This window comes from Snuella sedimenti, from assembly GCF_016428595.1.
In the GTDB taxonomy this organism is placed as follows: Bacteria; Bacteroidota; Bacteroidia; order Flavobacteriales; family Flavobacteriaceae; genus Snuella; species Snuella sedimenti.
Genome location: NZ_JAELVQ010000017.1, coordinates 55,008 through 68,656, shown reverse-complemented (window position 1 = coordinate 68,656; position 13,649 = coordinate 55,008). Strand labels below are relative to the sequence as shown.

Sequence of the window (13,649 nt, the reverse complement as noted above, 5' to 3'; positions counted from 1 at the left end):
AAATTATTTTAATATTCAATTGTGGTTACTTTTATAGGTTATACATTGCTTTATCTATCTTTAGTATTCTCATACTATTGCCTCTTGCCAATAGCTTATTTAGACATCTTAAAATCGATATTATATAAAGAATCCCTCAGGTTCGGTTGTACCCAAACCAGATTATAGTTTAGTACATTTTTTAGCATTGGTCTTTTACAAATACCATGCTCTCCAATAAACGGCAAAGGATGTTTAGGTTAAATTTCCAGAATCTACAGAACCCTATACATAAACGACTCTATTATTAAACAATATTGTTTAATCATTTAAACAATCAGAATTGATAATGGATTTTCCATCTAAATCCCAACTGCTTTTTATAGGTATGCACAAATGGTTTAGTGCAGTAACAGCAACATCGACAGTACGAGGTGTATCGTCATAATTGTCTATAGTCTCAACCGTACTTTGGGTAGCATCTAACCATGCCCCTCCAGACAGGGTTCCGTTGTATCCTTTTGGCCCAGAATCTAATATGGTGGTTCCTTCTCCTTCGGTTAGCTTCCAATGCCCTAAAAGGTTGGCGTATTGGGAGTGAGAATTATCCATTACCTTACAGTTCCAGTTATCAATAGTATCTGGTTCCAATATGGTATTGAACATCCTTACCTCTGCTAAATAACCATTATAATGCCAATTTAAATTACCATCGGCTCCCATTGTAAAGGGAAGATCGTTATCTATATTGCCAATGGATGCCATTGAGGCACTATTCTTTAAGACACCATCTACGTAAACTTTTAAAAGGCCATCCCTATCAAACGTAGCACTTACCATATGCCATGCATTATCGGTAATCTCTCCTGCCTCTACATCTACTCGATTGGTACCATCGCCTATATTAACCTTAAAACTTTTTGTACTTGGCTTAAAGGAAAGTACATACCCCGGAAGCAGACCATTGTTCCAGTTCTTTTTTGCAATGACCCCAACATCGCCTGGGGATTTTGATCGTATCCTACATTCAATAGAAAAATCCTGGTCACTACCAAAATTAAGGTCTTGCTGACTTGGAACTTGTACAACCGCATCTTCAAATTTTAACTCATAGCTACTGCCCAAGCAATTATCGGCTGGTGGAACGGTAACTTGTGTTGTTTCTTTTTTTATTTCATTATTAGGTATATGGTCGCCACTTGCTATTACAAAAATAGTACGTTCCTCATCGGTACTCCCTCCATGGCCATAACCAATCCCTCCGTGATCGGTACTTGACAAGATCAACCAATTTTCCTTATTGTAATTTTCACGAGCTTTTAGGGCTTGCATGATCTCTCCTATGGCCTGATCAACACTTTCTATCGCATCTATATAGGTTGGGTTGTTAGGGTCGAATCCGGTAGTATGACCTGCATGATCCGGGGCATCAAAATCCACATACATGGCCGTAAGTTCTTCCACCGTCAGTTGCGCTATCACGTGGTTCTTTACATCTTCGGTGTTATTTTCTGGATTTACGATAACATCTGCATAAGGTTTTGCTATGATATCGTTAATGGGATGCCACTGCGAAACGGATACGGTACGGTAGGCAGGATCCTTGTCTTCTACGTACTTAAAAAAATGTGGGTAATTAACATAGTTCTTCCCGTTAAATGAATTATCGGTCACTCCATGTTTCTCTTCCCACACTCCTGTTAGCATGGCCGACCAACCTGGTCCACTTACTGTGGTTCTTGTATTTCGCGCATCGAGTGAATAGGTACCATTGGCCATCAAAGCATCTAAATTGGGGGTATTGGCAGCCATTAGGGCATCGGGCATGCAACCATCCAAGCCCAAAAGCAAAACTTTTTTGGTCAATGTCTCTTCTACTGGTTCTGGATTTGATTCTGACGAAGAACTGCTACAGCCTGTTCCCAACAAGACTATTTGTATAAGTATAATTTTTATGAGTTTCATAAACACATTTTTAAAGGTTACTTAAAAAAAACACCTCCTTTAAAAAAAAGGATAAAGGAGATGTTTAGAAATCAACTCAAATCAACTAAAATAAAGCGGTATTTACCGCTGGTAAGCCTTCAACTGTTGCCTTACTAAGTGCTTTATCGAATAATAAGAAATCGGTAATACTTATCGGATTGTCTTCGCTAGTGCCACTATTATCTCCAAATATGATGAACTTAGCAAGATCTAACGAGAATAACCCATCTCCACTAGCCAGCAAATCATCTGTATAAATCTCTACACCATCGACATAAAATCGTACTTCAGGAGCATCAACTGCCAACACAATCCTGTGCCAGGTATCTGCCTGAATGGTACCTGCAAACCCACTGGCACCACCATTAAACCAAAAGCCACCATCTGGACTTATATATACAGGCCCATCCGAATCATTAGCGGTATTGGTTTGTAATAAATCAATGTACTTTCCAAGGTCGGCAGCTGACACTTTAACATCCCATATCATGGTATAGGTGTTTACATTAGAACCACCTACGGCTGGCATGCCATGGTCGACTTCGTACCAGGACTCAATGTCCACTAAAGCAGCTCCATCTTCGGCGTTAACGCCGGCTACGGCACTATGCGATCCAGCACCTGCAATTACAAGGTCACTACCACAACTGGCCTTTGTTAAATCTGCTGCATCATCAAATTTCCAGCGTCCAACCAAATTTTGAGAAATACTTGGTACAGCCGGTTCGGTAACCGCCGGGAAACTTTGAATAACAGAGCCTGGGAACGCCGTATCAAACAGCATAAACTCCGTAATACCGATAGGGTTATCTTCTGAAGCGCCACTATTATCTCCGAATATGATGAACTTAGCAAGATCTAACGAGAATAACCCATCTCCACTAGCCAGCAAATCATCTGTATAAACCTCTACACCGTCTACATAAAATCGTACTTCAGGGGCATCAACTGCCAATACAATCCTGTGCCATGTGTCTGCCTGAATGGTACCTGCAAATCCACTGGCGCCACCATTAAACCAAAATCCACCATCTGGACTGATATATACAGGCCCATCCGAATCATTAGCGGTATTGGTTTGTAATAAATCAATATACTTTCCAAGGTTGGCAGCTGACACTTTAACATCCCAGATCATGGTATAAGTGTTTACATTAGAGCCACCTACAGCTGGCATGCCATGGTCGACTTCGTACCAGGACTCAGTATCCACTAAAGCAGCTCCATCTCCGGCATTAACACCTGCTATGGCACTATGCGATCCAGCACCTGCAATTACAAGGTCATTTCCAATAGTTGCCTTTCCTAAATTATTTGGATCGTTAAATCTCCAATAGCCCACCAAATTTTTAGATAGATCAGCATTAGGGTCTATTACTTCTATTTTCACATACGTAATTTTATAAATAACACTTCCCTCAGCTCCGTCTTGATATGTGAAATCGAATTTTAAGAATATGTTATCTTTTAATTCAAGAAGCCCCAATTCTGGTAATGTCGTAGAGATTTCTATTTTAAATTTATCACCATAAGCTTCTGCAGAATCAAAACTGTATAACTCTTCTTGATTGGCTGTATTCGTTACTTTTAAATTCTGTATCTGTTTTGGCAGTACAAAACGTAATACAACAGCTTCTCCTTCCTCATACTTACCTTCCTTTGCAGGGTTCCATGTTAACTCTGCGAGTTCTTCTTCGGTATAAGGTTCGCCTGTTTTAGGGTTAGGATTATCAAAATAATATTCAAAATTTGAAAGGTATCTTTCATCTCCCCATCCAGCACCTCTATCGGGTGTACAGCCGTTTGTCGTTAACAATACAACTTTAAACATGAAAAGACAAAGTATAGCTGTATATGCTTTTATTATATTTCTTTTTTTCATCTTAAATATTTTAATCTTTTAGTTCCCATATTACTTGATCTCTATCATCAATTTCTGCTCCAAATTGGGAAATTAATGCAGCTCTATAGTTATCGTAGTTATTATCGTTTTCAGATTGTGGGTATGCCCAACGCACTGGGAGCTTATCTACTAGATTTTCTCCCGATAACTTATACACAGGCACACCTGTCCTCCTGGTTAAAAAGAAAGATTCCCAACCTGAATTCTCGAAAAAAGCAATATACATTTGCTCATGGATTCTGGTTAAACCAGCATCTCCAGTAATATATGGAGCCTTTGATGCTAAATAAGCATCGGCTTCGCCTTCATTAACTCCGAAAAATTCCATAGAGGCCTTAACCCCATTATTATAGTGTTCTTGGGCATCAACAGATACCCAACCTCTGTGTGCTGCTTCAGCAATATTCAATTCTTGTTCAAAATAACCTATAAGCACTGTAGGTTGCCCTACAAAATTCCAGTATCTGTCTTCGTTAGGGTTGGAAATACCGCCACTGGATCTAACCAGAATATTATCGGCTGTTGATGCTGATGGGTCACCACCGTTATAAGAATTAAAATCGTTTCTAACCTCATCTTCATTGGAATTGGCTTCCATAGCACTAGGTGTAGGATCGGCTACCGCTTTTAATCGTGGATCTTCATAATCCTTAAGTATATCAACAAAAGTATTAGCCAAAATGATATCTACTTTAGCTGTTGCATTATTTGGATTGTAAGATCCTCTATACCCATCTTCATCTTGGTGTGTCAACTGCATATTATCTCCCAAACTAGTCATTAAAGGATAGGAATCTGGATTGTTTAATATGGCAGCCATTCTTCCTTTAATATTTAAATCGGCATCGTTGGCTTTTTTGCTCAATGTTAACATGACCCTTATGGCATAGGCATTAATAACTTTTTGCCATTTGGAGAGGTCTCCATTAAAATAGCCATCACCTTCTAAAACATATCCAGGATTATTTAATAAAAAATCACCTAATTCATTATTTGCTTCATCCAGCCAATCTAAACATTGTATATAAACCGTTTTTTGGGTATCGTATTTAGGCCTTGTGTTTTCGGCTGCCATAAGTGCTTCCCTAAGTGGCACATCGCCCAGAGATCGACACATATCTACAAAGTAATAAGCCTTAAAAAATTTGGCCATTATTTTATAAACGGGGGCATCGACCCTATCGGCTTCTTCCTCCATTTTAAGGACATTACGCAAAGTTCCATAATTGAACCCTGTGCTACCAAAACGATAACTAATAGGGCTACCATCGGAATTACTTCGAATATGATACTGCGGGTACTCATACACACCAGAAAACGCCGATGATGTAGTAGGTGTTGCCTGTGTAAACAATAAACTAGGAGGAACCATTGTAGGTGCATTGGGATTCTCACGTAATTCGTCATAATCCAAACAGCTATTAAATGTTCCTGCAAGCAATACCAATATTGCTATACTGAATGTTATTTTCTTTATCATAACTATTAAAATTGTAAATTAATATTCAAGCCGTAAGACCTTTGCGTAGGCATTTGTAGATTGGTGTCTCCAGTACTCACAGTATAGGTGTCTAAATCACCAAAGGTGTCTTTATCCTTAGTCCAGTAGAATAAATTTCTACCGATCAAAGAAATAGAGGCTCTCTTAAAAAATGTTTTATCCAGAATTTTAGACGAAAAATTATAAGTTAATGTTACTTCTCTAAGCTTAGCAAAAGTTTTTTCAATAACATGGTTTTCCCAGGCTGCCTTATAGCGTTGTGCCCAAGTTTGATAGTCTATCTTAGTTGTATTTGGTTCAAAAACACGGGTGTCTTCTAAAATATTCCCTTCTGGATCATAAGTTACATCTCCACTAGCTACAGAGACGCCTTCTATAAGCATGGTTTTTGGATCTCCTCCTGTTGCGTAGGCGACATTAGATAGTTCGCGCTCAGGGTGTATAGCATCGGGGTGCGTACCAGAGCGCCACATATCGCGTTCATACCTATCGTATGTTATGCCTCCAAAACGACCGTCGATCAAAACGTTAAGGGATACATTCTTATACGTAATCGTATTGGTTATACTACCTTCAAAATCGGGTTGTGTATTCCCCAAATTCACAGTAAAGTCTGTTTGCTTAGGTAAACCATTATCTCCAATAATCAGCTGTCCATCAGGCGATCTATCCCAGTCATACCACCAATAATTAAATAATCGGTCTCCCAAAAACGTTTTGCCTTCATTCAACCTTGGTGTACCGTCCTCAGCAGGAGGTAAGGACGTTAAATATTCTTTATACTTACTGAAATTGATCATGGTTTCCCATTTAAAATCATTCGATTGAAAAGGTACAGCAGTAACCGTAATTTCCATACCCCTAGTTTCAGTTACCCTACCATTAAACTGCGTACCAGAATATCCAGAAGCCGATGAAAATGGTTGTGTAAAGATCCCTGGCCCATCAACATTTTCATAATAGGTAAAGTCAACACCTAAACGCCCTTTAAACAATCTCAAATCCACCCCATGTTCGTAAGATGTTGTCGCCGCTGGCCTTAAATCTGGATTTCTTATAACACTAGGGTAACCTGCTGTAGGCAGATCTCTCCAATTCCCGGTACCGTAAGAATCTATTCCCTCATAAACTCCTAAAGTACTTCCCACTTTTGCATACGAGGTTCTTAGCTTTAAATAGCTAATAGGTTTTGGTAAATCGAACAAGTCACTTACTATGACACTCGAATAAATGGATGGATAAAAATAGGTGTCGTTTGCTTCTGGCATGGTAGACGATTTGTCAAATCTTCCAGTGGCGCCAACAAATAAATAATTCTTAATCGAAAAGTCTACCGAACCATATGCACTGTAAATACCTTTATATTCTTTATAACTAGATGGCGTTACTTTATCTTTTGAATTCTCCAAAGTAAACACCTCAGGTACAACCAATTGTGTTGTAGACGCATATTCTGACTCATATCTTAAATACCTTTGGTTGGCTCCTAAGGTGGCATCTATAGTAAAGTCTTTGTTAACTTCTTTATTGAACATCAATAAAAAGTCGGTATTGTTTTCAAAATTTCTTGAAGCATTATATCTAAAACGTCCTTGCCTATCTGGTATTGAATAATCGTAAATATCTTTGGATATTTCCTCATTATCGGTAAGCGAGTAACTGTTTACTGTAGAACGCACATAGCCCTTTAGGTTTTCACCTAATTTAAAGTTAACCTTTAAATAGGCCAATACGTCATTTTTTGTCCATGGCTTTTTCCAGGCATGCGCCAGCGCATAAGGGTTGTTATATCGCCAGTGCTCTACAAAGTACTGACGGATTCCTTCTTTACCGGGCTCCCAGTAATTTTTAAAATTCCTAATATCAAAATTGGCCGCTCCCCAAATAGCCAAGGTATAAACTGGCGATGTAGGGCCATAAGCTCCTCTTAGCCTATTGTCGGCAAATTGATAGTTATACTGTAAGGAGGCATCAACATCAATAGCATCCGATAGAATTAAATTTCCATTTAATCTTAAGGTATTAATATCCAATCGCTGTCCAGGTGTGGAAGCTTTAGCATACTTATAAGAATTGGAAATAATATAACTTCCTTTTTCGCTGCTATTTCTTATAGTAATGTTATTGGAAGTTACTAGACCAACTTCCATAAAATTCTTCAAGTTATCTTTACCTCTGGACACCCAAGGAGTAGGAATACGTTCTCCTGTAACGGGATCGATTGGAGAATCAAATTGTTTTATTAACCTACCATCAAACTTAGGACCCCAAATAGAATAGTCGAAATCATTAAGTCCATTACTCCCTGCCGCTCCAGTACCATATTCATAAATACCGTTAGAGCCCGGACCATATTGGTACTGTGGCGTTGGAACCCTTAAAAATCCATTCTGGAACATGGTTGACGAATTAAAACTAAACTCAGTACCATTAGCACCCCTTCCAGATTTAAGTGTAATTTGTACGGCTCCGTTTCTACCTGCAGAACCATATAGTGCTGCTGCCGAAGTTCCTTTAAGTACAGTAATACTTTCTACATCGTCTGATGAAAAATTCCAAGAGTCTGTTCTTGTTTGGGGCACGCCATCGATAACGAGTAACGGACGATGGCCTCTTATATACATTTGTGGATCGGAATAGAATTCTCCAGAACTACTGGTAACAATAAGTCCAGCTACTTTACCTGTCATCGATTCCAATACATTGGGTGTAACGGCTTTTTGAAGCGATTCTCCCTCTACCTCTTGAATGGCAAAACCTACCCGTTTCTTTTCCTTTCTAATCCCAAGTGCTGTTACAACCACTTCTGCTAGTTCTGCGGCATCTTCTTCTAAGGTTATAGTTAATGTTGTTTCATTATTAATTGATATTTCTTTAGTGACAAATCCTATATAAGACACTACCAAAATAGCTTCTTTATTAGATACAGTCATAGAAAAACTACCATCAAAATCGGTCTGAGCTCCATTGGTTGTTCCCTTTTCAATAATATTCGCTCCCAACAAAGGCTGTCCCGACTGGTCCACTACAGTTCCCGAAATATTATACTTTTGTTGCTCTGGAGCCTTTTCTTCTATAATAATTGCATTCTTTTCTGTTACTTTAATACTTAAATCGCCTTGTGATAAGCTTTGTTTTAACAGTTTATTTGTACTAATAACACCTTTCTTTACTTTTATTTTAGGGAAACCCTTAAAAATCCCTTCCTCATAAAAAAATCTATAATCCGTCTGCTGCATGATAAGATCGAAAACCTCATCAACAGTTAATAATTTGCTCTCTTCTACTATAATTTTAGAGTTTTGAGAAACAATATTATTAGGTGTTAAGGAAAAAACCGTTACACAACATAAGAATATGAATGTCCTCATAATGATCATTAAAAGCCGCTTTCTAAACTGAAAACAGTCTTTAGTTAATTTAATTTGCATAAATTTGTTTGTTGTTAATTAGTTAAACATTTTAATTGATTAATGATGCTTTTAAAGGGGGTAGAGTTAGAACTTTAGCGGGTTAAACTTTATCCTCCTTTTTGTTTAAATAATGTTAAGCTACTACATAGGCATAATTTTTAGATATTATTTATTTTAGAATTATGGTTTTGTCTTTTATTTCGTAATTATCAATCGTGCTGGATTTCATTATGGATAAAACTTCGTCGATCGTTTGGTTTTTATCCAAAACGCCTTTGAACTTTACAGATTCTAAATCTTTGTTTTCAAAAATTATATTAACATCATACCATCTGGACAGTACTTTCATGATTGTCTTTAATGACTTCCCTTTAAAACTAAATATGCCATCTTTCCAGGCTATTTCTGCTTTAACATCCACTACTTCCACCAAGATACTATTGTTTAGCTTATTGACGTTAGATTGCTCATTAGGTTTTAATATTTGTTTTACTGCCGAAGCACTAACCTCTACTTTACCTTCTACCAATGTGGTATACACATGGTCTTCGTCCTTATAAGCTTTTATATTAAACTCGGTACCCAATACTTCAACTTTCTGGGCATTATTAATAACTGTAAATTTTGCGCCCTTATGCTCTGTACTAGGAGATACATCAAAAAAAGCTTCGCCGTACACAAGCTCTACTTGACGGCTTTCTCCTTCAATAAATGTTACTGGGTATTTTAGTTGGGATTCTGAATTTAGCCATACACGAGTACCGTCTGATAATTTTACAAAAAATTGCCGCCCCCTCGGAATAGTGAGGTAATTAAAAGCTACCTTGGCTGTTTCTTGTTTACCAGGTTTATATTCTATTTGCTGACCGTTACTATTGGCATTTTGTGTTTGGAAAGATGCCCCTTTTTCCAAAGACACTACAGATCCATCTTCAAGAGTCAATATAGCACCATCGGTTCCTGCTTCTATACTGTTATTTGTAATTACAGGAATATTTTTCTTGTCTGTATTAAATATATCATTTCTAAAAAAATACATTGTTGTTAGCAGGCCAACTACCATAGCTGCTGCTGTATACTTAACGGCATTATAAATTTTAGAGCTATAATAAAAAGAGTTTTTCTCTTGCTTTATACGACGTACCAAGTTTGTCTTGGCGGCTTTTTTATCGTACTTGCTCATAGCAAAATTTATAAAAGCATTGGTTCTTATATATTCAAAAAACAAGCTCTCATTATCAGGGTTACTAATCCATAGCTCTAATTGTTGGAGTTCTTCAAGATTAGCCTCTTTAGTAAGAAATTTTATAATTAAACTTTCAACCTTTGTATCCATACTTTTCATAACATATATCCCTATAACGAAACTAAAATTGTTATACCACCATGTTTTTACAAAAAAAAATTAAATTTGTTCAAACATAAACTCATAATCCCTTTTGAAAACGTCATTTTCAAATCAAAAAAAGTTTCTCAAACACCTAAGAAAAGGTAATACATTGGCATATACATACCTAGTAGACCTCTATTATGAAAAGTTATGTGATTATGCCAGTAACCTGGCCAGGGATGATTTTAAGTCGGAAGATATCGTACAAAATGTCATTGTTAGAATGTGGCAACAGCGTGAAAAGTTGAATTCTAATATTTCTATCAAAAATTACCTATACAAATCTGTTTACAACGAATTTGTAGATCAGTATAGAAAAACAATTGCTGTTACGGCATTAGAAAAAAAGTATATTGAGGGTCTGGATGCTATACTGGATGAAAACGACGACGATGAAACCAATCGATTAATAGCTCTTGTTGAAAAAGAAATAGAACAATTGCCCACAAAATGTAAGGAAACATTTTTGTTAAATAAAAAAGAAGGCCTCACATATGTTGAAATTGCAGAATTTCAGAATGTCTCTGTTAATACTGTCGAAAAACAAATGGGTAAGGCCTTTGCTATTATTCGCAAAAAAATGAAAGAAAAAATACATTCGGTCTTATTTTTATTGTTTGGATATAAGCAAACTTTTTAAGTATAAACTTCCTTTAAGATAAGTCCTACACATCACTTGCCAACTTAATTTTCATGATCTATGCTAAAGACAAAAAATTGACAATTAGTTAAATGACTCTGCTGTCGTCTGTTTTGGACTTAATTGCAGCAAGATATTCCATGCAATCCAAATCTTTTTTGAACCGATCTGATAACTCTAAAATATTTTAACCTTTAAAAACATCCATATTTTGATATATTTACTACGCCTAAAGATAGTGACCTCTATTAATTTGTATAATAATTATAGTACTCACTAAAAAACGGTCTTGAAACGAACTTATATTTAAACATATCGTTTGTTTTATTAAACAAATGACTTGAAAGATGCTTTTGCCGTATAGTTAATATTATTTTTAGTAATTTGAAATGTGTTTTCATCTAAATCTGCTTTTGTAACACCTCCTCCATTAGGATTTCTTATATATCCCATTGCCACACTGGCTCCTGCTGTAGGCCCATACGAAGCACTTGTAGTATAACCTACTATTTTACCGTTCCATAAAATGGGTTCTGTACCCCAAAGGGTAATTTCCTGATTATCTAACAAAAAGCAAACAAGGCGTTTTTTAAGCCCTTCTTCTTTTTGCTTTAATAGAGCCGCCTTGCCTATAAAATCCTTTTCCCAATGTATTGCAAAACCCAAACCAGCCTCGAGAGGTGTCTCATCTGGTGATAATTCATGACCAATAGCTCGAAACCCTTTTTCAATACGCATTGCCGACACAGCATGATTACCTATTGGACGGATTCCAAATACTTCTCCAGACTGAATAATTGCATCATAAAGTGCACAAGTAGCTGCCACCGGAACATGGAGTTCCCACCCCATTTCACCAACATAACTAACGCGCAGAGCTTGTACCTGTTGATCTTCAATATTAAAATTTCGGACACTACCGTACTTGGCTGGTTGTACAGGAAATACCTCTGGATTTAAATTGTATAGTACCTTTTCTGCATTAGGTCCCATAACGGAAACAACATTAAATGCTTCCGTAACATCTTTAATCTCGGCTTGTCTATCACCAATATGCTTGGCTATCCAATCAAAATCCTTTAATTGCTGTCCAGTTCCCGTGACAATGTAAAATGTATCTTTACTTTGACGAAGGACAGTTAAATCCGATTCAAAAGTCCCTCTTTCATTAAACATTCCTGTGTATACTGTACGATTAACTACAACGTCAATATTTGCTCCACATAATTCTTGAAGAATATTTAGGGCATCTGGTCCTTTAAAAATGTATTTGGCAAACGTCGACTGATCTAAAATCGCAACATTATTTCTACATGTTTTCACCTCATCAATTACCCAATCATGCCAATTTTGCCTAACAAACGAATACTTGGTTTTTGGTTCAATGCCCTTAGGCGCAAAATATAATGCCCGTTCCCATCCAGCCGTTTCTCCAAAACAAGCGTTATTAGCTTTATGTTTTTCATACAGTTCACTAGAACGCACACCTCTAGATGTTTCCATCTGACGTCCTGGCCAAGCCATTTGATAATGCAAGCCCAATACTTCGCTTACGCGTTCTTGTAAATACTTCCGTCCATTTTGAAATGGTATGAATCGACGGATGTCTACAGAATTCAAATCCATAGTCATTCCACCATTTTCAATCCATTCTACAGTATATTTCCCTGCACCTCCTGCACATGCTATTCCTGCAGAATTCCATCCGCCAGAAACAAAAAGTCCTTCGGTTAAAGGAGGTTGCCCCATAATAAAATTGTTATCTGGAGTAAATGCTTCTGGGCCATTTACAAACTTAACAACACTATCTCTAGTAATTCCTTTTAACCGATGCATATGATCTGCAAAAGGTTCCTTAAAATCTGGCCAATCGGGTTCAAGTAAGTCAAAAGCAAATTTGCTGGGGACCTTATCTCCTATCTGCCAAGGCTTAGAACGTTTTTTAAATGCGCCTAGCTTTAACCCTCCATCGTCGAGTGCCCTAAAATACAATCCTGCATTCGGATCTCTAGTACATGGTGCATTTCTTGTAACCCCCTCTATAGGTTTTGTAATCACATAATGATGCTCACAGGGGTATACCGGAATATCAATTCCTGCTTTTAACCCCAATTGACGCATCCACATATTTCCAGCCATTACAACCCATTCGGCATTAATTTCCCCCTTATTGGTTTTAACGCCATTAATTCGTTTTATACCTGCTGATGTTTCACGGTATGTAAGTTCCTGCACTTCAATACCCTCAATAACTTTAACACCGCCTTGCATCGCTCCACTGGCTAGTGATATAGTACATTCACCAGGTAAAACACGACCATCACCCGGTAGATATACACCGCCAACCAAATCATCTGTATTTAACATCGGCCAATATTTTAAACACTCCTGGGGTGAAATTATTTTTGCTTCCACACCAAATACATCTGCCATAGAAGCCATACGTTCCAACTGATGCATCCTTTCCTTTGACGATGCCAACTGCAAGCCCCCACAGTTTAACCAACCAGCATCGTAACCGGTTTCCTTCTTTAAACGGGCGTATAGTAAAGCAGATTCCTTATTCACCCTAGTCTGAGCCGAACTGCTTCGTAGTTGTCCCACCTGACCAGCAGAATGCCAAGTAGTCCCTGATGACAATTTACTTTGTTCTAATAAATAGACATTCTCCCAACCAGCTTTCGCAAAATGATATGCTATTGATGCACCAGCTATACCGCCTCCAACAATTACAACACGGGCATGGGAAGGCACGGTTACTTCAGGTATTTCAAACACTGCCTTAACAGGTGTATTATTAAATAAAGTTTTAATTTCGGACATAATATTTTTAATAT

General features: G+C 37.5%; 7 protein-coding genes. 1 reads left to right on the top strand and 6 read right to left on the bottom strand.

From position 1 onward, the window contains the following. Positions 1 to 300: 300 nt before the first annotated feature. The 5 genes from JF259_RS12690 to JF259_RS12670 all read right to left on the bottom strand — a co-directional run bounded on the left by JF259_RS12690 (position 301) and on the right by JF259_RS12670 (position 10,118). Positions 301 to 1,944 carry an alkaline phosphatase family protein gene (locus JF259_RS12690; protein ID WP_199115708.1) on the bottom strand — a complete coding sequence of 548 codons (1,644 nt, stop codon included), beginning with the start codon at positions 1,942 to 1,944 and terminating at the stop codon, positions 301 to 303. A gap of 85 nt (positions 1,945 to 2,029) precedes the next feature. After that, positions 2,030 to 3,847, bottom strand: coding sequence for a LamG-like jellyroll fold domain-containing protein (locus tag JF259_RS12685; RefSeq protein WP_199115707.1), 1,818 nt, complete (start codon positions 3,845 to 3,847; stop codon positions 2,030 to 2,032). Positions 3,848 to 3,857: 10 nt separating this feature from the next. Then, positions 3,858 to 5,348, bottom strand: coding sequence for a SusD/RagB family nutrient-binding outer membrane lipoprotein (locus JF259_RS12680; protein WP_199115706.1), 1,491 nt, complete (start codon positions 5,346 to 5,348; stop codon positions 3,858 to 3,860). Between the two features lie 5 nt (positions 5,349 to 5,353). Next, on the bottom strand, positions 5,354 to 8,740 hold the full coding sequence (locus JF259_RS12675; protein ID WP_199115705.1) for a SusC/RagA family TonB-linked outer membrane protein: 3,387 nt from the start codon (positions 8,738 to 8,740) through the stop codon (positions 5,354 to 5,356). 211 nt (positions 8,741 to 8,951) lie between these two features. Next, positions 8,952 to 10,118: a FecR family protein gene (locus tag JF259_RS12670; RefSeq protein ID WP_199115704.1), complete on the bottom strand. Its 1,167-nt coding sequence runs from the start codon at positions 10,116 to 10,118 to the stop codon at positions 8,952 to 8,954. Positions 10,119 to 10,221: 103 nt separating this feature from the next. Here JF259_RS12670 and JF259_RS12665 point away from each other — a divergent pair, with 103 nt between their 5' ends. Beyond that, positions 10,222 to 10,812: an RNA polymerase sigma factor gene (locus tag JF259_RS12665; RefSeq protein ID WP_199115703.1), complete on the top strand. Its 591-nt coding sequence runs from the start codon at positions 10,222 to 10,224 to the stop codon at positions 10,810 to 10,812. A gap of 327 nt (positions 10,813 to 11,139) precedes the next feature. Here JF259_RS12665 and JF259_RS12655 read toward each other — a convergent pair whose 3' ends face one another. Continuing rightward, positions 11,140 to 13,635 (bottom strand): GcvT family protein, encoded by a 2,496-nt coding sequence (locus tag JF259_RS12655; protein ID WP_199115702.1) that lies wholly within the window; start codon positions 13,633 to 13,635, stop codon positions 11,140 to 11,142. Positions 13,636 to 13,649: the final 14 nt, after the last annotated feature.

Excerpts from the sequence above, each read along its gene's own strand:
- JF259_RS12655 (WP_199115702.1), bottom strand. The coding sequence starts at position 13,635 with ATGTCCGAAATTAAAACTTTATTTAATAATACACCTGTTAAGGCAGTG.
- JF259_RS12680 (WP_199115706.1), bottom strand. The coding sequence starts at position 5,348 with ATGATAAAGAAAATAACATTCAGTATAGCAATATTGGTATTGCTTGCA.
- JF259_RS12690 (WP_199115708.1), bottom strand. The coding sequence starts at position 1,944 with ATGAAACTCATAAAAATTATACTTATACAAATAGTCTTGTTGGGAACA.
- JF259_RS12670 (WP_199115704.1), bottom strand. The coding sequence starts at position 10,118 with ATGGATACAAAGGTTGAAAGTTTAATTATAAAATTTCTTACTAAAGAG.
- JF259_RS12675 (WP_199115705.1), bottom strand. The coding sequence starts at position 8,740 with ATGAGGACATTCATATTCTTATGTTGTGTAACGGTTTTTTCCTTAACA.
- JF259_RS12685 (WP_199115707.1), bottom strand. The coding sequence starts at position 3,847 with ATGAAAAAAAGAAATATAATAAAAGCATATACAGCTATACTTTGTCTT.